This window comes from Ardenticatenales bacterium, from assembly GCA_020634515.1.
In the GTDB taxonomy this organism is placed as follows: domain Bacteria; phylum Chloroflexota; class Anaerolineae; order Promineifilales; family Promineifilaceae; genus JAGVTM01.
The window spans coordinates 803,270-823,842 of record JACKBL010000002.1 but is presented as its reverse complement, the minus strand read 5'-3'; the positions used below and the strand labels follow the sequence as shown (position 1 = coordinate 823,842).

The 20,573-nt window shown below is 55.3% G+C and carries 18 protein-coding genes and 1 tRNA gene; 12 read left to right on the top strand and 7 right to left on the bottom strand.

Features of this window, described 5'->3' with window-relative positions; genetic code table 11:
- Positions 1-78: 78 nt before the first annotated feature.
- The 3 genes from H6650_07930 to hypE all read left to right on the top strand — a co-directional run bounded on the left by H6650_07930 (position 79) and on the right by hypE (position 2,586).
- Positions 79-336 (top strand): HypC/HybG/HupF family hydrogenase formation chaperone, encoded by a 258-nt coding sequence (locus H6650_07930; GenBank protein ID MCB8951925.1) that lies wholly within the window; start codon positions 79-81, stop codon positions 334-336.
- A 65-nt stretch (positions 337-401) separates the two neighbouring features.
- Positions 402-1,514: a hydrogenase formation protein HypD gene (gene hypD / locus H6650_07925; GenBank protein ID MCB8951924.1), complete on the top strand. Its 1,113-nt coding sequence runs from the start codon at positions 402-404 to the stop codon at positions 1,512-1,514.
- Positions 1,507-2,586: a hydrogenase expression/formation protein HypE gene (gene hypE / locus H6650_07920; protein MCB8951923.1), complete on the top strand. Its 1,080-nt coding sequence runs from the start codon at positions 1,507-1,509 to the stop codon at positions 2,584-2,586. Before hypD ends, hypE begins: the two co-directional genes overlap by 8 nt.
- Positions 2,587-2,643: 57 nt before the next feature.
- Here hypE and H6650_07915 read toward each other — a convergent pair whose 3' ends face one another.
- Entirely contained in the window at positions 2,644-3,612 is a 969-nt protein-coding gene (locus H6650_07915) for an integron integrase (GenBank protein MCB8951922.1), read from the bottom strand.
- A 289-nt stretch (positions 3,613-3,901) separates the two neighbouring features.
- Between H6650_07915 and H6650_07910 the strand changes: the two genes are divergently transcribed.
- The 4 genes from H6650_07910 (at position 3,902) to H6650_07895 (ending at position 10,376) form a co-directional block, all read left to right on the top strand.
- Positions 3,902-5,122, top strand: coding sequence for an IS91 family transposase (locus H6650_07910; protein MCB8951921.1), 1,221 nt, complete (start codon positions 3,902-3,904; stop codon positions 5,120-5,122).
- Positions 5,123-5,549: 427 nt separating this feature from the next.
- Positions 5,550-7,268, top strand: a complete 1,719-nt coding sequence (locus tag H6650_07905) for an ATP-binding protein (protein MCB8951920.1) — start codon at positions 5,550-5,552, stop codon at positions 7,266-7,268.
- Positions 7,268-9,505 (top strand): WD40 repeat domain-containing protein, encoded by a 2,238-nt coding sequence (locus tag H6650_07900; GenBank protein ID MCB8951919.1) that lies wholly within the window; start codon positions 7,268-7,270, stop codon positions 9,503-9,505. The genes H6650_07905 and H6650_07900 overlap by 1 nt, the downstream gene beginning before the upstream one ends.
- A gap of 625 nt (positions 9,506-10,130) precedes the next feature.
- Positions 10,131-10,376, top strand: a complete 246-nt coding sequence (locus H6650_07895; protein ID MCB8951918.1) for a hypothetical protein — start codon at positions 10,131-10,133, stop codon at positions 10,374-10,376.
- A 379-nt stretch (positions 10,377-10,755) separates the two neighbouring features.
- On the opposite strand, the gene H6650_07890 is transcribed toward H6650_07895, so the two are convergent.
- Positions 10,756-10,828: transfer RNA gene (locus tag H6650_07890), tRNA-Asp, on the bottom strand.
- Positions 10,829-11,000: 172 nt separating this feature from the next.
- Between H6650_07890 and H6650_07885 the strand changes: the two genes are divergently transcribed.
- Positions 11,001-12,830 (top strand): RNB domain-containing ribonuclease, encoded by a 1,830-nt coding sequence (locus H6650_07885; GenBank protein ID MCB8951917.1) that lies wholly within the window; start codon positions 11,001-11,003, stop codon positions 12,828-12,830.
- Between the two features lie 49 nt (positions 12,831-12,879).
- Here H6650_07885 and H6650_07880 read toward each other — a convergent pair whose 3' ends face one another.
- The 4 genes from H6650_07880 to H6650_07865 form a co-directional block, all read right to left on the bottom strand.
- On the bottom strand, positions 12,880-14,013 hold the full coding sequence (locus H6650_07880) for a glycosyltransferase family 9 protein (GenBank protein ID MCB8951916.1): 1,134 nt from the start codon (positions 14,011-14,013) through the stop codon (positions 12,880-12,882).
- Positions 14,014-14,021: 8 nt separating this feature from the next.
- On the bottom strand, positions 14,022-14,648 hold the full coding sequence (locus H6650_07875) for a ComEA family DNA-binding protein (GenBank protein ID MCB8951915.1): 627 nt from the start codon (positions 14,646-14,648) through the stop codon (positions 14,022-14,024).
- A gap of 95 nt (positions 14,649-14,743) precedes the next feature.
- The gene (locus H6650_07870) at positions 14,744-16,195 is read right to left on the bottom strand and encodes an RtcB family protein (GenBank protein MCB8951914.1); all 1,452 of its coding nucleotides are present in this window, start codon (positions 16,193-16,195) and stop codon (positions 14,744-14,746) included.
- A 190-nt stretch (positions 16,196-16,385) separates the two neighbouring features.
- The gene (locus H6650_07865) at positions 16,386-16,823 is read right to left on the bottom strand and encodes an archease (GenBank protein ID MCB8951913.1); all 438 of its coding nucleotides are present in this window, start codon (positions 16,821-16,823) and stop codon (positions 16,386-16,388) included.
- Positions 16,824-17,128: 305 nt separating this feature from the next.
- On the opposite strand from H6650_07865, the gene H6650_07860 reads away from it, so the two are divergent.
- Positions 17,129-17,476, top strand: coding sequence for a DUF3467 domain-containing protein (locus H6650_07860; GenBank protein MCB8951912.1), 348 nt, complete (start codon positions 17,129-17,131; stop codon positions 17,474-17,476).
- A 135-nt stretch (positions 17,477-17,611) separates the two neighbouring features.
- The gene (locus H6650_07855) at positions 17,612-18,205 is read left to right on the top strand and encodes a haloacid dehalogenase (GenBank protein ID MCB8951911.1); all 594 of its coding nucleotides are present in this window, start codon (positions 17,612-17,614) and stop codon (positions 18,203-18,205) included.
- A gap of 106 nt (positions 18,206-18,311) precedes the next feature.
- Here H6650_07855 and H6650_07850 read toward each other — a convergent pair whose 3' ends face one another.
- Positions 18,312-18,731, bottom strand: coding sequence for a hypothetical protein (locus H6650_07850; GenBank protein ID MCB8951910.1), 420 nt, complete (start codon positions 18,729-18,731; stop codon positions 18,312-18,314).
- 73 nt (positions 18,732-18,804) lie between these two features.
- Here H6650_07850 and H6650_07845 point away from each other — a divergent pair, with 73 nt between their 5' ends.
- A complete protein-coding gene (locus H6650_07845) occupies positions 18,805-19,662 on the top strand; it encodes a lipoate--protein ligase family protein (GenBank protein MCB8951909.1) in 858 nt (285 codons plus the stop codon).
- A gap of 64 nt (positions 19,663-19,726) precedes the next feature.
- A complete protein-coding gene (locus H6650_07840) occupies positions 19,727-20,446 on the top strand; it encodes a hypothetical protein (protein ID MCB8951908.1) in 720 nt (239 codons plus the stop codon).
- Positions 20,447-20,573 lie beyond the last annotated feature (127 nt).

The window sequence follows — 20,573 nt, the reverse complement described above, 5'->3', positions numbered from 1 at the left end:
AACCACTCTGGTTATTTCGGCCGGACACTCGAAAAACCCGGTTTTTTCAGTGAACTCAATCTGGGCTGGAGAAAGATTATGTGCCTCGGCGTCCCCGGCAAAATTACGGAAACCTACGCAGCAAACGGCCTGCTAATGGGCAAAATCGACTTCGGCGGCACAGTCCGCGAAGCTTGCCTGGCCTACGTGCCGGAAGCCGTCGTGGGGGATTACGTCGTCATCCACGTCGGCTTCGCCATCAGCCTGCTCAGTGAAGCAGAGGCGCAGGCGACGCTGGACATGCTGCGGGAGATTGTGAATTTGGAAGAGGAGATTGGGCCGACAGTTGGTGGTTGACCGTTGACAATGGGTGGCTGGTGGTTGACCGTTTTCCGTGAGTGATTGGCCCGGTTGGAGACGATATGCGATACGTAACGGAATATCGAGATGCGGCGCTGGTGCGGGTGGCGCTGCGGGAAATCGAGCGCGTGGTGACGCGCCCGTGGGTGCTGATGGAGATTTGCGGCGGGCAGACGCACGCGATTGTACGGCATGGATTGGACCAGTTATTGCCGGCGGAAATCGAACTCGTCCACGGCCCTGGCTGCCCCGTCTGCGTCACGCCGCTGGCGCTGGTAGACAAAGCACTGGCCATCGCCGCCCGCCCCAACGTCATCTTCACCTCTTATGGGGACATGCTGCGCGTACCCGGCACGCAGCGCGACCTGTTCGCCGTGCGCGCCGCCGGCGGGGACGTGCGCGTCGTCTACTCGCCGCTGGACGCCGTGAAAATCGCCCAGGCCCACCCGCACAAACAGGTCGTCTTCTTCGCCATCGGCTTCGAGACCACGGCCCCGGCCAACGCCATGAGCGTGCTGCAAGCGCGGGCGCTGGGATTGACCAATTTCAGCGTGCTTGTCTCGCATGTGTGCGTGCCCCCGGCGATACACGCCATCCTGGGCGCGCCCCATAACCGCGTACAGGGGTTTCTGGCCGCCGGGCACGTCTGCGCCGTGATGGGTTATTGGGAATATCCGCCCATCGCCGAACAGTACGATGTACCCATTGTGGTCACCGGTTTTGAACCGCTGGACATTGCCCAGGGCATTCTGGCGTGCGTGCGGCTGTTGGAAGCGGGGAGCGCGCGCGTGGAAAATGCGTATGGGCGAGCCGTGACGTATGCCGGCAATCGTCCCGCGCAGGCCGTCATTGAGCAAGTCTTCGAGAAACGGGACCGGCAGTGGCGGGGCATTGGCCTGATCCCGCAAAGCGGCTGGGGGTTGCGGCCGGAATTCGCCGCTTTCGACGCAGAAACGCGCTTCGACGTGGGCAACATCCAGCCGCAAGAGTCGCCCCTGTGTATCGCCGGGCAAATTCTGCAAGGGCTGCAAAAGCCACACGATTGCCCCGCTTTTGGCGCGATTTGCACCCCGGAAAACCCGCTGGGGGCGACGATGGTCTCGGCGGAGGGGGCTTGCGCCGCTTATTATCGGTATGGCCGACATTTGCTCACGCTGGAGGAAGATAATGTCTGACAAGGACAATGGTCACCGGGAAACGGTGGAGATGGCCGGGGCGGTCTGCCCCACGCCGCTGCGGCACCATGAGCGGGTGGTGTTGGGGCATGGCAGCGGGGGGCGGATGTCGCATGATTTGATTCAGCGGTTGTTCTGGCCGCATTTGGGGAATGAGGTGCTGGAACGGGGGAATGATGCCGGCATTGTCTCCCTCCCCGCCGGCCGACTCGCCATCAGCACCGATTCTCACGTCGTCTCCCCTCTCTTTTTCCCCGGCGGGGACATTGGCCGCCTGGCCGTCTGCGGGACCGTGAATGACCTGGCGATGATGGGGGCGACGCCGCTATATCTGACGGCGGGTTTTATTCTGGAGGAGGGGCTGGACCTGGATGTTTTGCGGCGGGTGGTGGTTTCGATGCGGGAGGCGGGGGTGGATGCCGGCATCGAAATCGCCGCCGGGGACACCAAAGTCGTGCAGCGAGGCAAAGCGGACGGCCTCTACATCAACACAGCGGGCATCGGCCTCGTTCCGCCCGGCCTGCGCATTGGCGGCGACCAGGCCCAACCGGGTGACGTGGTCATCCTTTCCGGGCCGATTGGGGACCACGGCATTGCCGTGCTGAGCGCGCGCGGGGAACTGGGCTTCGACGCCGCCGTGGACAGCGACGTGGCCCCGCTCAACCATCTGGTCCGGGCGATGCTGGCGGCCAGCGACCAGATTCACGTCCTGCGCGACCCCACGCGCGGCGGCGTCGCCACCACCCTCAATGAAATCGCCCGCCAATCCCAGGTGGGCATCGTGATCACGGAAACGGCCATTCCCGTGCGTCCAGCGGTGCAGGCAGCCAGCGAAATGCTCGGCTTCGACCCCCTGTACATTGCCAATGAAGGGAAACTGCTCGCTCTCGTAGCCCGCGAGGACGCCGACGCCGTGCTGGCGGCCATGCGCGCCGTCCCCACTGGCGCGGAAGCCGTCGTCATCGGCGAAGTACGCGCCACGCCGCCGCGCCGCGTACTGCTGCAAACCGCCCTCGGCAGCCTGCGCGTGGTGGACACGCTCGCCGGCGAAATGCTGCCCCGCATCTGCTAGGTCCCGCACTCGCCTGGGCAACTACCATCGTGTCAAACTGAAAGTACAAAGCTACCGTCAATCCTGGTCTAATGGACTCCGCACCCCCAAAGGACCTTTGTTCAATACATGCGTGTAAATCATTGTCGTCTTCACATCTTTATGCCCCAATAATTCCTGAATGGTACGAATATCATGCCCGCTTTCCAGCAAATGGGTGGCAAAACTATGTCGGAATACATGTGGGCTAACCCGTTTGGCAATGCCAGCCTTGCGCGCGGCCACTCTTACGGCCCGCTGTACGCTGCTTTCATGCAGATGAAAGCGATATAGGGTGTCGTGATCGGCGCGAGGGTTCCTGGACAAAGTCTTTGACGGAAAGACAAATTGCCAGACCCATTCACATTCGGCGTTCACATACTTGCGGTCAAGGGCATCAGGAAGAGGGGCGCGCCCGTGGCCCTGCTGTAAGTCGGCGTGGTGCTGTTTTTGTACCCGCACCAACTGTTTTTGTATATCAGGCACAATGCGTTCAGGCAGCGTTGTTGTGCGATCTTTTTGTCCCTTCCCATCACGCACAACAATCAATCGCTGCCCAAAATCAATATCCTGCACGCGCAACCCCAGGCATTCGTTCAAACGCAGCCCGGCCCCATATAGCAGTTGCACGATCAACAAAACATCACCAGATAAATGCGCCAGCACCGCCCGTACCTCCGTTCTAGTTAAAACAACTGGCAATCGCTCCGGTTTTTTGGCCCAGGTGACATCAACCCAGTCAAGAGGTTTTTCCAACACTTCATTATAGAGGAATAATAGGGCGCTAAGCGCCTGGTTCTGCGTTGAAGCAGCAACATACTGCTCCACTGCCAGGTAAACCAGAAATGCCTCTACCTCTTCCTTACCCATCTCCGCTGGATGACGCTTATTGTGATAGAAAATGAAGCGTCTTGCCCAATGCACATACGCTTTTTCCGTTTTATAAGAGTAATGCTTTAGACGCAGCACGTGCCGCATCTGATCCAATAATTTAGGTTTTTCTGTCATGCCATCCCTCTTGCTAAACAACCCATCCGCTCTTATAATTTGAAAACCAACAGCGTAGGCGTTTATCATGCAATTTTGCCGGATAAAACCCCATTTTTCATCTTATGCCGCAAGATTTGCAGGTATGTATCCCTATTCGGCGGTTTATCCGGCAAAACGCGCTGTATAAGACGAATCTCGGGGGTTTTATCCCGCATTCGCGCAGTATAATAAGTGTTGTACGAACATATGTTCTATTCTTGCATTAGGACGGGCGTGTTTTAACAGTTTTCCAGAGTAGAAATGTTCAATGTTAAATAATTCAGAACCAGATACAGTCACCATGACGCCCACCCGGCCCCCCTGTGAAGTGGCCGATATTTTTCGCCTGTATGGGACTGAATACCAGCAACAGTACCCGCTGTCAAACGAGCAACGTCAGGTGATGCGCGATATTGTGCAGTGTCGAACAGCCGCGTTGGGCGGTCACGTGGACGCTTGCGACCAATGCGGCGGCTTACGTATCTCCTACAATTCCTGTCGCAATCGCCACTGTCCCAAGTGCGGTTCCGTGGTCAAAGCGGAATGGTTGGAACGGCAAAAAGCGCATCTCCTGCCCGTCCATTACTTCCACGTCATCTTCACCATCGACCACGCCTTCCTGCCCCTGGTCAGAGTTAATCAAAAAGCCGTCTATGAGTTGCTGTTCCACAGCGCGGCAGACACGTTAAAAGCGTTCGGCCGTCGCTTCTTGGGCGGCGAAATGGGCATCTTGTCTATTCTGCACAGTTGGGGACAGACATTGACCGAACATCCGCACCTCCATTGCCTGGTCACCGGCGGCGCATTGTCAGCAGACGGACGGCGTTGGCGCGCAACCTCCCCTGATTTTCTGTTTCCAATCGAGGCGCTCTCGGCGCAGTTTCGCGACCGCTTTTGCCGGGGTCTGGAGAAAATGTATGGGCAAGGGCGGGTGCAGTTAGGCGGACAGAGTGCGCACTTGACCGAACCGGCCCGGTTTGAGCGACTACTGAGCCAGGCGAGAGGGAAAAAGTGGCAGGTGTACGCCAAGCCTCCATTTGGCGATGCCATGCAGGTGTTGGATTATTTGGGACGATACACGCAGCGCATCGCCATCAGCAATCACCGCATCCAGGATATAGCCGACGGTCGTGTGCGCTTCAGCTACCGTGATTACCAGGCAGACGGCCAACGCAAAGAGATGGTGCTGACGGCCGTGGAGTTCATCCGCCGTTTTCTGTTACACGTGTTGCCCAGGAACTTTGTGCGCATTCGTTACTATGGCTTATTGGCGCCCCGCTACCGACAGCGAAAATTGGCTCAGTGCCGGGCGATACTGCCGGCAATGCCCGCCCCAGCGCCAAAGCTATCGCGGACAGAAATTCTAACCGCCATGTTGGGGCGACATCCTGATCGCTGCCCCATGTGTGGCACAGGCCAATTGCAGCCCCACGAAACGATTCCGCCCCATCCTTCCCGCCAGCGGTGGATACAAGTGGTGTTTGGGTAAAGAAGCAACCCTAGGAGAAGTGTGTCTGGTGGCCGAAAAATCAATGGAAATGACGCCTGATGTGCAGGAATAACGGAGTACAAATGGCTATGACGGGGGTATGTGGTGACAAAGAACAGCGGGCAAGATACCTGGGTAGTAAACTATCCCGAACGGGCGACAGAAGCAAACCCCATAACCCACAGGTCGATTGGCGTTCGTACAACAACGGTTGCACCAGACGCGGGCAGGTTATACCAGTTGAGATCAAGCGTTACCCCAATATTTTTTTGTCATGTGCCCGCGCTGGTGAACCAAAACGTTGAACCAAAACGTTGAACCAAAACGTTGAACCAAAACGTTGAACCAAAACGTTAGACGGGCAGATACCTCCGTGACCGACGTGCAAAAAGTAGTTGAGTGAAGAAGGTATTCTTGGAGAATTTATATGACAGCACTTTCTATAGTTGTTCTTACTACAGTAGCAGATGCTTTTTTAGGCGCAATAGCAGGAAAGGTTACTGATAACACTTATTTAAAACTGAAAGGAGAACCGTCTCGAAAAGCATTTAAGCAAGCAATTGGTAAAGCTATCCATAGCTATGCAACAACTGGAACTCGTCTTGAGTTAGCACAACCATTATTAGATGCCACTGGTTTTTTAACAGAACCTTCAGTTGCCCAGGAAGTCACCCAAATTATAAACTTCGATCGTGAACCAAATATCGAATTAATTGGATCACGATGGGAAGCATCCATTAACAACCCACCGCAATGGCGGAATTTCACTAATGAAGCCGACCTTTTACTCAAGTATTTAGAAGCTGAATTGCGCTCTACTGATGTATTTCGTCCTGTCTTCGATTCCAAAGATATAAATGCTATTGCTAATAGTACCAATATATCAGCCAATCAGTTGATTGCCATCGAACAACAAATTGAGAGTTTGGCAAATTTACTTCACTCAGATTTCAATAAATTATTAAAAGAATTCAACAAAGTCCCCTACGATATTCGTAGTCGAATATATGATTTTACTTATTACATTGAGGAGAAAACAAGAGGTTTTGTTGGCCGTCAGTGGGTATTCAACAAAATAAATCATTTCATCAATGGTAGAGATAACTCAAGTGGTTATTTCTTTATTATTGGCGACCCAGGAATTGGAAAAACAGCATTAGCTGCAACAATAGTAAAGCAAAAAGGTTGTTTACATCATTTCAATATTCGTGCAGAAGGTATTAACACGGAATCTGCTTTTCTTGAAAACATATGTGCCCAGCTAATTGCTACATACCAATTAGAATATGCAGATTTACATCCAGATACTACAAAGAATGCTGGCTTTCTCAAGAAATTATTAGGTGATGTTTCAAACAAACTAGAATCAGAAGAAAATTGCGTAATTGTTATTGACGCACTAGATGAAGCTACCGAATCCAGAAAATCTATAGGCACAAATCTCCTTTTTTTACCCACAATACTGCCCAAAGGAATATTTATTGTTACAACAATGCGTGATGATTCAACGAAACCGCAAGTGGCATGTCAACAAGATGAGTTAATTATCAAACATGATTCATCGGACAATTTGAGTGATGTAGAAGATTACATACGATCAGCCTCAACCATATCAGGGATTCAAACTTATATGAGCGCGCAAAACTTAGAAGTAGAAGGATTTGTTAAGTTGCTTGGTCATAAAAGCGATGGCAACTTTATGTATTTGCGTTACGTTCTTCCTGAGATTGAAAATGGTGCTTACATGGATAAATCATTAGAAACATTACCAACTGGTCTCAAGGATTATTACGAAGATCATTGGCAACGGATGAAAGGAAGGGATGAGAATGCGTGGTTTCAATATAAACTTCCAATAATAGTTGCATTAACAACTGTGCCTGAGCCTGTTTGGATTGAATTAATTAAAGATTTTTCAAAAGTAACGAGTACAAGTCGCATTAGTGCCGTATTGGAAGAATGGAAAGAATTCTTGCATGAAGAACAAATTGAATACATGGGTGATGTTCGTCCTTGTTACCGTCTATACCATGCTAGTTTCTATGATTTCATGTCTGACAAACAACAAGTTGCTCATGAGCGAGTAGACCTTAATACAATGTCTGGATTTATTGCCAGCACATGGGATGAAGGAGAATTGTTTTAATGTTGTACGATTTCATTGAGAACTTCAAATCTCATTCGGTGAAATGGCAACGAAGGCAATTATATTTTTTACGAAATACCCCAACCTTGTTAGCTAAAGCGGGGCAACAAGAGCAATTGGAACAAAAATTGCTGAATTTGCAATTTTTGTTAGCAAAAATGTATCTCTTGAATACTCAACCTCTTATTAGTGATTACGAGTTAGTTGAAAACGCATATAATCCTGTATTTTTCCATATTAAACAGCTACTGGAACAAAACGATCATTTATTAAACCAATGTGAAGAATTCCAAGAACTTGCTAATACTTTGTATGTTCAGTTACTACACACAAGCAACACCTCCAAACATGAACACTTAAGAACACAAATGCAAATGCTGTTTAGATTTTATCTTGAGCCATACCATTCTTTACCAGATGCTCCCCACCCTGCATACCGCCGTACAATTGCAATGCATCCGCCTGTGTCAGCATATGTCCCTGATCCAGTTAATGATTGTGCTATTAGTTCAGATAATTCAAGAATCGTTACAGCTCTAGAAGATTCTACCCTCAAGATTTGGGATATTACTACCGGAGAGGAAATAATAACTTGTAAAGGACATACAGAAAAAGTATTAAGTTGTGCGATTAGTAAAGATATGTTGCTTGTCGTATCAGCGTCTCAAGATCAAACACTTAAAATTTGGGATGTGGCGACAGGTGTTGAACACCTCACATTAAGTGGACATTCTAGCGCAGTGAATAATTGTGAGCTTAGTGAAGATGAAAGCATAATAGTATCAGCGTCGTCAGATCACACTTTAAGAGTCTGGGATGCTCTTAGTGGAAATGTGCTTCATACTCTTTTCGGTCATGCCGGTGAAGTAAATAGTTGTGCAATCAGTTCTGATAAATCATTCATTATCTCAGCGTCATCAGACAATACTCTTAGAAAATGGGATACGGTTAGTGGTGCAGAGATTCTACAGTTGAACGGACACACAAAACCTGTACGAGATTGTGCTATAAGTTCCGATAATAAATTCGTGATTTCGGCATCAGAAGATGGTACTCTTAAAATCTGGAATGCTATAACGGGTGCTGAATGTAAAACTTTGGCCGGACACTCAGATGTTGTAAATGCGTGTGCTGTCAGTAAGACAGGAACAATAATAGTATCTGCATCTCGTGATGAAACCCTTAAAGTCTGGAATATGTCAACAGGGGTTGAAAGTGCCTCGCTGAATCAACACAAAGCTGGGGTTCAAGGAGGTCTTCTTGGCTGTTCTATTAGTGAAGATGGAACAATTGCCGCATCTGCATCGGTTGGGGATACTATTAAAATATGGGATATACAAAATATCCCCCAGTTGAATCTTGTTGCTAGACACACTGATTCTGTATCAAATTGTGCAGTTAGCGCAAATGGAGACCTATTAATTACCTCATCTGTCGATCGTACAGTTAAGGCTTGGAATACTACAAATGGGACAGTATATCGTACATTTTCCGGGCATACAGGTTCTGTAGATGATTGTGCTATTAGTGAAGATGGTTCAGTTATTGTCTCCGCATCTGAAGATAAAACAATCAAATTATGGGAAACAGCAACAGGGATTAACCGACATACATTAGTAGGACATACTGAGCGTGTAAACTCGTGCGATATTTGTTCTGATGGTTCAATTATTGTCTCTGCATCAAACGATCGGTCTCTCAAGGTATGGGATAGCAACGGGAAAGAACGTCTGAACCTAATTGGTCATGAAGCAGATGTTCTTAGTTGTGCAATCAGTAAAGATGGTTCTTTTATTGTTTCCGCTTCGGCTGATACGACACTTAAAATATGGGATACTTCTACTGGGGCTGAGCTTCTAACGCTAATAGATCATCTAGAACCAGTGGTGTCGTGTGCAATTAGTCCTAAAGACGATTTTATAGTTTCTGCGTCGTACGATGGAACGCTCAATATTTGGGATACAAAATCTGGGGATATACGGCTTCGATTTGATGAACATTTAGCATGGGTAACAGGTTGTGCAATTAGTGCAAACGGAGCGTTTGTCGCTTCTGTATCCAGTGATAACACTCTTAGGGTGTGGGATACTCAAAACGGCAATAATCTTGCGACTTTACGTGTCGATGGATGGTTAAATGGTTGTTCTTGGTTTCCCGATAATGACCACTTAGCATTAGTAGGGTTGCATGGAATATATTTCTTGCAAGTAAAAAAGGCGGAGGAGGCTTATATGTAAAAAAACAAATTTAATTTCATGATCGACTCTATTTCAAATTAGAAAAAACATTATACAAGGAGAATTACTCATGTCTACTGACAAAGGCCCTTGCAGAAATTGTGATGGTTTAGGACACACAGCTTGTAAAAATTGTAAAGGAACTGGTCGCTTAGAAAGTGATCCACGTTATGAATGTGCTTATTGTGAAGGGGGTGGACGTCAAGAATGTCTATATTGCAAAGGATCGGGAAAGCAACAGTAACGACCTATAAGTTTTCGCTAACCCTGTAATCCGTAATTTACATATTGCCCAACACAGAAAGCCTATTACTTCATAGGCTTTCTGTGTTGGGTTTGTCAATCTTGCCAGCCGTCTAACATTACGTCAACCTGACCGCGAGATCGATCTTTTTTGGAACTATTTGGTGAACGGCGAAGGTGTTGGCTAATCCCTCGCGGCAGGTTACGCAGGCGTTATGTGCCTAAAGTAGCGCCGTTCTTTTCGAAAGCGAACGGACGTTGTTACCTCGCCTTATTATTTCAGAAAAAACCGGTTTGGAACAAACACCTATCCCCCGCGACCAGTTTGGGATGGCCAATCAACAGGGAAAGCAATATTTTTCGCGACTAGATGAAGTCTTTTATGATCCGATCAAGAACGATTCAAATGGAGGCAAAGGGGAAACATTATGGCCCAAAAAGATGGATGTTTGATCCAGGCTCTGGCGGAAAGAAAATTCCCGGAAATATAAAGCGGGAAGTGACCCAACGAATCGAGGAATTTGCGGCGGAAAACTATGCCGGGAAATATACTCGCCTGGACATTCGTTTTCGCGGCCAGTTCTGCTACAACGGTGGGTATGGGATGACACAGATGCAGCCACAATAGAAGCGGCAGATCTACTGAAGAATTTTTCAGATTATTGGGAAGCTTGTACGCAAGTAGAAAATCCAGAGGAAGCTCGAAAACAATTACTGGCGAAAAACGTAGACCGAGTGTTCATTTATGATGATACGGTGATTGCCATTGCCCGACATGGTGATTATGCAGTTGTGCTAGACAGTGCTGGTATGGCTCCCAGCGAATTGGTTGAAAAGATAAAGTTAGAGTAACTATTCACGTCTCCGAGAGATTGGACCAATTTTGTAGACATCAATAAGATTCAACCAGAGTAAATTGGTCCAATCTGGGCAGATGACCTGTATAGTCACAAGTAAGAAACAAAAGGAGGTACAAACGATGCCGCTTGTACCTCCTGTGCCCAGAGCGGGAGCGACGGGGATCGAACCCGCGATCTCCGGCTTGACAGGCCGGCGTGTTAACCACTACACCACGCCCCCAGAGCGAACGGAATCTTACCAGATGCGCAGAAAGATGTCAAGATGACGCGGCACGAAATTTTCGCAGGATCGGTGAGTTAACGTGCGCGGCGTGGTTGCCGGCATTCCCCGATTGGGGTATCAATAGTCTTACTTGCCTCTCGGTTCTGTTTTGATTGGAGTATCTTTGCTTATGCCGGCATCTTCCCCCCCCAACATCCCCGAAAACAGCCTCATCCTCTATAAAAATCGCCCGGCCCTCGTGCGACATGCCGGCAAAAAACTCGACATCCTCCTCGACAGCGGCGAAACCATCAGCGTCCGCCCCAAAGACATCACCCTACTGCACCCTGGCCCCCTCGCCAGCCTCCGCCTTCCCCCCGCCCCGCGCGGCGAAGTCCGCACCGCCTGGGAACTCCTCAGCGGCGAAAGCACGAACCTGGAAGAACTGGCCGAACTTATCTTTGGCGAATTCACGCCCATCACCGCCTGGGCCACGTGGGAACTGGTAGATGATGGCCTCTATTTTCGCGGCGCGCCGGACGAAGTGCAGGCCTGCACGGCGGCGGAGGTAGCGGCGACGCAGGCGCAGCGGGAAGTAAAAGCGGCGGAAAAGGCAGCCTGGGAAGCGTTTGTCGCCCGCGTCAACGAGAATCGGATGGCGGCGGAGGATGAACGGTACTTGCAAGATGTGGTGGAACTGGCACTGGAACAGCGGGACCAAAGCCGCGTGCTGCGCGATTTAGGCAACGCGGAGACGCGGGAGAACGCCCACGCGCTGCTGCTGCGTGTGGGGTACTGGGATGCGGCGGTTAACCCGTATCCGCGCCGATTCCAGTTGCCTCTGACTTCGGCCAACGCGCCGCTGCCGGCATTACCCGACGAATCCCGCCGCGATCTCACCCATCTGGATGCTTTTGCCGTAGACGATGCCGGCAGCACCGACCCCGACGACGCCCTCAGCCTGGAAGGCAATCGCCTCTGGGTGCATATCGCCGACGCCGCCGCACTCGTCCCCCCAGGCAGCGCCGCCGACACCGCCGCTCAGGAACGCGGAGCCAACCTCTACCTGCCGGAAGGGACCATCGCCATGCTCCCCCCCGCCGCCACCGCTCAGCTCGGCCTCGGCCTGGCTCCCATCTCTCCCGCACTCTCATTCGGCCTGGACTTCGACGCCGACGGCCAGATCGCCCACCTGGAAATCTACCCCAGTTGGGTGCGCGTGACCCGCGCCTCGTATGAGGAAATCGACCGGCGCATGGACGAAGCACCCTTCGCCACGCTGGGGCAGCTTGCCACCCGTTTCCAGCAGCAGCGACTGGCGACGGGAGCCATTGAGATTGATTTGCCGGAAGTGAAGGTGCGCGTGGAGGACGGACAGGTGGTGATCAAGCCGCTGCCCACGCTGCGCAGCCGGGAAATGGTGCGCGAGGCGATGCTCATGGTGGGCGTGGCCGTGGCCCAATTCGCGCAGGAGCGGGAAATCCCCCTCCCCTACAGCACGCAGGACGCGCCCGCGGAAGTGGCGCAACTGGACGGCATGGCCGGCATGTTCGCGCTGCGGCGGGGAATGCGGCGCAGCCAACGGCAAAGCGCGCCCGCCCCACACGCGGGTTTGGGTCTGGCCGCCTATGTGCAGGCCACCAGCCCACTGCGCCGCTACCTGGACCTGGTCGTTCACCAGCAGTTGCGCGCCTACTTGCGCCAGGAATCGGTGCTGGACATGGCTGCCCTGATGAAGCGCGTGGGCGCGGCGGAGGCGGTCGGCGGCAGCGTGCGCCAGGTGGAACGGCTGTCCAACCAACATTGGACACTCGTCTACCTGATGCAGCATCCCGATTGGGAGGGGGAGGGCGTGGTGGTGGAGAAAAACGGGGCGCGCAGCACCGTGCTTATCCCGGAGTTGGCGTGGGAGTATCAAGGGTATTTGCGCCGCGTTCCGCCGTTGAACGCGGTCGTGCGCCTGACCGTGAGCCAGATCAATTTACCGGAACTAATGGCGCACTTTCAGGAGATGACCTGACAGCACCCAGAAACCGGATTTTTCACAAAGACCCGGTTTCTCCCGGCGGTTACTTCTCCTCCAGCCCAGAATCCGGGTTTTTCGTTATGCGCGCCGCCAGCAGACGGTCGGCGGCGGCGCTGACTTCGGCAACGGACACGCAATCATCCCAGGTGAAGGGGTCGCGCGGCGGGCAGGCGACGGTCGCTAACCGCTCCGGGGGGACAAAGGGGCGAGAGATGAGAGGATCGGTGGGGCCAAAAATGGCGAGGGTGGGGCAGCCGGCGGCGGCGGCGACGTGCGTGGGGCCGGTATCGTTGCCGACGTAGAGGTCGGCGATTTCGGCAAGTGCACCCAGTTCCCCCAGGGTGAGCGTGCCGGCAAAATTGAAGGCGCGCACAGACATCAAACCCAACGCAGCCTCTGCCCGTTCCCGATCCATCTCCCCACCCACCAACAGCACCAGCGCCCCATGCTGCCGCGCCAGGTAATTGCCCAGCAAAGCGAACCGCTCCATCGGCCACTGCCTCCGCAAATCAACGCGCACCGGATTTTGCCCCCCGCCCGGATGCAACATCACCAGCGGCCTATCCCCCAGCCAGTCCAGTTCCTCCACCAACCGCTCCGTGGTGCGCGCCCGGTCCGTGTCACGGGGAAAGAATTCCATGGGCGGCTGTTCCGCAATGCCCACCACCGCCGCCAGTTTCAGGTAATGCTCCGCTTCGTGCGCCGGCTCCTGCGGCACACGCACGGGCAGCGTGTGCGCGAAACCACGCCCGACGTTGTCCAGTCCCACACGCCGCGGAATGTGGGCGCGCCAGGCAATGTATGAAAGCAGGGCGGAACGGCTGGGGATAAAGCAAGTGTCGTATTGCTCCTGGCGCAGCCGGGCAATCAGGGCGGACACGTCCTGCCAGCGCCCCTGCGCCAACCCTACGCGCCCGCTGTCGATCAGTTCGCTCACGCGGGGATTGGTAGCCACCGCCGCGCGCGCCGATTCGCAAACGGCCCAGTCGATCTGGGCTTTGGGGTAGGCGTTGCTCAGGGCGGCCAGCAGAGGGGTCGCCAGCATGACCTGGCTGAGGCAACAGGGCTTCAGGATGAGGATTTTGCGCGGCGGCGGGAATGCGCGGCGGGCGAAGAGGCGAAAGGGAATGCCGGCAACCAACGCCGCCGCACTGGTGAGATAATTATCGCGGGGCATCTAGCGCGTTATTCACCCACCGTGATCAAGGCTTTAACCTCGTCGAACTTGGAAGGACCAATGCCGGGCACGTCCAGCAGGGACTCGATAGCCGCGAAGGGACCATTGGCGTCGCGGTAGGCAATGATATTGGCCGCCGTGGTGGGACCCACACCGGGGAGGGTTTCCAGCAGTGCCTGATCGGCCGTGTTGATGTTCACCAGGCCGCCGCTGTCCGCGCCGACACCTGTGTCCGCGGACGTTTGCGGTTCGATGACGACGGGGGGCGCGGCCTGGGCGCTCCGTTCCGCCACCGTGGGAACGCGGATTTGCATCCCATCCAGCAGCGGCTGCGCCAGGTTGATCAGGTCGGCGTCCGCTTCGGCGGTGAAGCCCCCGGCCTGGTTGATGGCGTCGCCGATTTTGCTGGCTGCCGGCATTTCATACACCCCTGGACTGTTCACCGCACCGTTGACAAACACGGAAACGGGCGCGGGGGGCGGCTCCGGCGTGGGCAGGGGCGTGGGGTCGGGCGCTTCAATGACGATGGGCGCGGGCGCGGACCGTCCTGATAAGACGATCCCCGCCACGCCGAGAACAATGCCGGCACAAAACCCCACCACCAGATACATCAGATTGTACTTATCGAGCTTCATGTCCTTCCTGTTGCAAGTTTGCGAGTCTGCGGGTTTGCGAGTCTGCGGGTTTGCAAGTTTACGAGCCTGCAAGCAAACCCGCCACTCACCCCTCCCTACCCTTTGATCACGGCCAGCGGGACGATACGGGCGACTTTGTGGGCAATGCCGGCACCGTGGACCACCTCCACCACGCGATCCACATCCTTGTAAGCCATCGGCGCTTCTTCGGCCAGTCCGGCCATACTGCCGGCACGCACCTGGATACCACCCTCTTCCATCTCCTGCCGCAATTCACTGCCACGCACCATCCGTTTCGCCTGCGAGCGGCTCATGGTACGGCCCGCGCCGTGGCAGGTGGAGCCAAACGTTTGCGCCATGGAGCCTTCCGTGCCCAACAGCACCCAACTGGCCGTGCCCATGGAGCCGGGAACCAGCACCGGCTGGCCGATGTCGCGGTACACGTCGGGCAGTTCCGGCGACCCCGGACCAAACGCCCGCGTCGCCCCTTTGCGATGAACGCACACCTTCATCCGCTGACCATCAATCTCGTGCGTCTCAATTTTAGCCATGTTGTGCGCAATGTCATATATCTGGTAAACGGAATGATTGGGCACATTGCCCGCCAGCACCTGCTCAAAGCTGCGGCGGATGTAAAACGTGAGAACCTGGCGATTGACGAAGGCGTAGTTGGCGGCGGCGTTCATGGCCGCGAAGTAATCCTGCCCTTCCGGGCTGCTCAGGGGGGCGCATACCAGTTCGCGGTCGGGCAGTTTGATGCCGTACCGCTGCACGCTCTGCTGGAACAGGCGCACGTAGTCGCTGCATACCTGGTGCCCCAGGCCGCGCGAACCGCAGTGGATTTGCACCACTACTTGCCCCGGACGCAGGCCCATGCGCCGCGCGCCTTCCTCGTGGTAGATTTCGTCCACGACGTCTACTTCGATGAAGTGGTTGCCGGCCCCGAGCGTGCCAATTTGCGGTTTTCCTCGATCTTTGGCGCGGGCGCTGACTTTGCCGGCATCTGCGCCGGCCAATCGCCCCCTTTCTTCCGTGCGCTCCAGGTCAGCCGACGTCGCATACCCGTTCTTCAGTGCCCACTGTCCCCCCTGCTCCAGCAGCCGGTCTAGTTCGGCGGTGGTCAGGCGCACATGCCCCTTCGTGCCCACGCCGCTGGGGCAGTTGGCGTACAGCGCCGAAGCCAGGTTCTCCAGATAGGGCGCGACCTCCTCCTGCATCAACTGCGTCCCCAACAAACGCACGCCGCAGTTAATGTCATACCCGACGCCGCCGGGGGAGATGACGCCATCGGGCAGGCGGGTGGCGATGACACCGCCGATAGGGAAGCCGTAGCCCTGGTGGATGTCGGGCATGGCCAGGGCGTGTTTGACGATGCCGGGGAGGGTGGCGGTGTTTACGAGCTGGGTGAGGCTTTTGTCGCCGAGGGTTTCTTCCAGAAGAACGGCGTCGGCATAGAATCGTGCCGGCACGCGCATGTCACCGCGATAGGTTTGCGCAATTTCGTAAATGTACGGGGTGATGCGTTTGAAATCACTGGGACTAACCATGCTAACCTCCTTCGAAAATAATCTTCGAGAATAATCTTCCCGGAAGCTTCGTCGTGGATGATGGCCCTGGGGAGCAGCTTCCGGGAAGATATTGTCATTTATGGTGGTGTGCCGTGGCGCATGAAGTCTCCTGTGAAAGAGTGGTCAGTGGATAGTGGCCAGAGAGTTTTTCGTTGACTGTTGCTTGTTTTTACACGTCAAACACGATGGTGGCTTCGATGCCGGCATTTGCCGGCACAATCTCCAAATCATGATACGTCACCGCCTTAATATGCTTCAGTAGTTCCGTCACCCGCCCGCCGCGCACCGTGGCGCGCAGCAAGCGGGGCGTGGCCTCTTCAATCTCGTAGCGGGTGAAGACGAGCATTTCCGTCTCCGCCCAATAGGCCAGTTCGCTCAGCCAATCCACCAACAACGTTTCCGCGTCAAAGGCGGAGAGCGTGATCTGCCTCGTCTCCGTCAAGGGAATCGCTTCTACATCGGGCGTCATCAGGCTAGACATGCCGGCAGCCGCATGGCACAACAACGCCGCCCAATCCGCCCCCCACACCCGCAGCGCCCAATCCGCCGTATGCTCCACAACCGTGTAAGGCGGGGGTGTTGGCAAACCATTCTTCACTGGCAACATGGTTCATATTCTCCACTGCGGCACTATTCCTCCGCCGGATGCGGCGGAGATACTCCCCCACATTGTAACATGAGAGGCCATCCCGCCTCAACCGTCACAACTATGCCTCGCCTGTCGTCAAACCGTGTTCGTCCACGCGCTTCCCCGCCCTGTGCTTCGGTCGCACATGACGAAACCGGTAAACTGAGGTATCTTAATCCTGGTGCGGCACATGTTTTTGATAATCGCGCCGCACCTCGGCCGTAATAATCCAGGTACGACGCGCATTCTTGAATGCGCGTCCCGCCTCTACCCAGGAACCACTCATGAGCAATCCAGAACCGACCTCAACGCCAACGCCGGACGTCCCCCCCGGCCCCAATCGCATCACCATTGATGTGCCACAAGACCTGAAGGCTGTTTACGCCAACATCGCCTTCATCAGCCATACGCCGGCGGAAATGGTCATCGATTTCGCGCAAATCCTGCCGCGCACACCCAAAGGCCTCGTGCAGGCGCGTGTGATCATGTCCCCCATGCACGCCAAGTTGCTCTGGCGCGCCCTCGGGCAAAACCTGGCGAACTTCGAGCGGCAATTTGGTGAAATCCGCTTCCCGCGCACCCTTGCCGACGAACTTTTCAGCTTCTCGCCGCCCAACCAGGGGAATGAATAGCCCGCAAACTGGCGATCTTCCCGGAAGCTGCACCCCAGGACCATCATCCGTGACGAAGCTTCCGGGAAGATTATTTACAGAGGAGAGTCTTGCTTGGACAATCTCGACCTGATTGCCGACCGCATTCGTCAACAGATGGAAGCCGTTTCCGCCGCGCGGGACACCGCCTACCAGCAGTCGCGGGAATTGGTAAGCCTTTGCTCCCGCACCATTCGCGCCATCCACCGCGAGGAATGGGACCACGCGCAGACCTTGTTACAGCAAACACGCCACGCCGCACATACGTTGGTTGCCGGCATTTCCGCCTACCCCGACCTCTACCATGCTGGCTACACGCAAGACGCCCTCAAAGAGTACGTCGAAGCACACCTCACCTATGCGCTCGTGCGCGACCAGACCCTGCCCACCCCGGAAGAACTGGACACCGAGTACAGCACCTGGCTCAATGGCCTCGCCGAAGCCGCCACCGAACTGCGCCGGCGCATCCTGGACATCATCCGCCTGGGGCACAGTGCCGAGGCGGAACGGTTGCTGGACGTGATGGACTCCATCTACAGCGTGCTGGTGACGTTCGACTTTAACGACAGCGTGACCGGCGGACTGCGGCGGCGGACAGATACAGTACGGTCCGTGCTGGAGCGGACGCGCGGCGACCTGACGACCAGTTTCCGCCAGGCGGAACTGCAAGCGGCGCTAGAGGCACTGGAACGGCGCATGTCGGACGGGTAACGCCACCCCCCCCTTCCTGGAAGCGGCAACAAGACAATTCGACCCAAAACCACCTTTCATAAAGATTGGTCCAATCTTGAAGATTGGACCAATCTCAATTACTAATCTAATCCGGGTCGGGGGCGCGGCGCGGCGTGAGCAGGCTGAGGCCAAGGCCCGCCAACAAGCCCGCGCCGGTCCACCAGGGAGCCTGCCGCACGACCCAGACCACATCGGCGGGGCCGAATTCGGGGCCATGGGCGTGTAACCCTGTCTTCAGCGCCATTAGCGGCAGCGTCAGCAGGGCCGCTCCTAAACCGACGGCTGCGCCCAGCCCGGCCAGGAGCAACGCCCACTGCCAGGCTTGCAGCCGGCGCCCGCCGCCCCACCGTCGCAAGCCATGCGCCGCCAGGAGGAGCGAGAGGCCGGCGGCCAGGATGACCACGCGGGTGAGGCTGCCCTCAAGCGCGATCCAGAGGGCGGAGTAGATAGCCCAGCCAATCGCCAATAGGCGCAGGCCGGGTATGCGCGCGGGAACTTGAACCATTTTTGCCGAGTTGGTATAGTGGTGCGCTGCTTCTAACAGTTCGACAGTGACGACTGAGTATACCAACAAAGAGATGAATGAGATGATAGTGGAGCAATCCGGGCAAGAGACGTATGAGCGGGCCACGTGGCGCGTGATTGAGAGTGGTTTGCGTGATGGGGCCACGAATATGGCGGTGGATGAGGCGATTGTGGAGGCGGTGAGTGCCGGCATTTCCCCGCCCACATTGCGCTTCTACGGCTGGGAACCCGCCTGCCTCTCCCTCGGCTACGGCCAGGAGTGGGAAATCGCCGACGTCGAAAACTGCGCCACCCTCGGCTGGGACATCGTGCGTCGCCCCACCGGTGGACGCGCCATCCTGCACGTCGATGAACTCACCTACAGCGTCGCCGCCCCGGAGAATGAACCCCGCGTCGTTGGCGGCATCCTGGAAAGCTACAAACGCCTCTCCGAAGCCCTGCTGGTGGGATTACACCTGATGGGACTGGAGCCAACACGCGCCCAGCCCTACTACAGCGACCACGGCCCACTGGGGCCGGCTTGCTTCGACGGCCCCTCCAACTACGAAATCACCATGGGGCAGATGAAATTGCTCGGCAGCGCCCAGGCGCGCCGCCGCGGCATGGTGCTGCAACATGGCACGCTCCCCCTCTACGGAGACATCACCCGCATTGTGGACGCCCTCCATTTTGACCAGCCCGGCCAGCGCACGGCCACGCGCCTGCGCCTGCGCTACCGCGCCACCACGGTCATGCAAAGCCTGGGGCGGCGAGTGGAATTCGCGGACGCCGTCAACTTCATGCGCGAGGGATTTGCCCGTCGGCTGAATCTGGAGCTGGTTGCGGGGGAACTGAGCGCGGCGGAACAGGCGCGCGCCGCCGAGATTCGCCGCGAGAAATTCGCCAACGACGCCTGGACGCGCCGCATTTAAGGAACGACTGGGAGACTGGAGCAATTTCGGAAACTTCTCCAGTCTGGCCCAAAGGAACAGGAAAATGAGGAAACTGCTTGTTTTGATTTTGGCGCTGCTGCTGGTGGCCTGCGGGCAATCAGCCGACGATAGCGCACCACGCACGCTAGATCCGGCGACCCTCCAGGGGCAGCTAGCCGGTTTCGACAGCTACCGCCTTTCGCTGTACATCAACGTGGAGCCGGAACAAGGGGAAGCGCAGGGGATCAACGTGCAAATGGAGTCCGTGAAGGAGCCGGAATCGGCGCACATCGTTTTTAGTATGCAGGCGCCGCAGGAAGTGGCGGAGTTGAACAGCCTGGAGTTTGTGCAGATTGGGGATGACCTGTATGTGAATGTGCCCCAGTTTGGTTGCATGAAGCAGTCGCGGGAGGCGCTGGGCGAATTTGGCGACCCGATGCAGGGGGTTCCCACGGCGGATCAGCTTTTGAGTACGCTCACGTCCGCCAAACGAGAGACGCCAGATGAAACGGTCAACGGTATCCTGTCCCACCACTATGTATTTGACAAGGGGGATGTGCAAGATAACGAGAATATCGAATCCCTGGACGGGCATCTGTACATCGCGGTAGACGGTGGCAATCTGGTGAAGCTGACCATGAACGGCCAGGGATCGGCGTCTTTCATCGATCCCACAGTGTTGACGACGGGTACATTTTCCGTGGACCTGAACATTCTGGACGTGAATACGCCGATTACGATTGCGCCACTGGAAAACTGCCAGGCCCCCGCCATCGCGCCGTAATCGGGACGAGGTTCATTGGCGGCGCGCCTTGCCCCCACGAGGTGCGCCGCCAACGTACAACCAGCAACCGGCTCAGTACCTTATCAGCGAAATTCTTGTACGGAAGGCAAAAGAATCATCACAGATT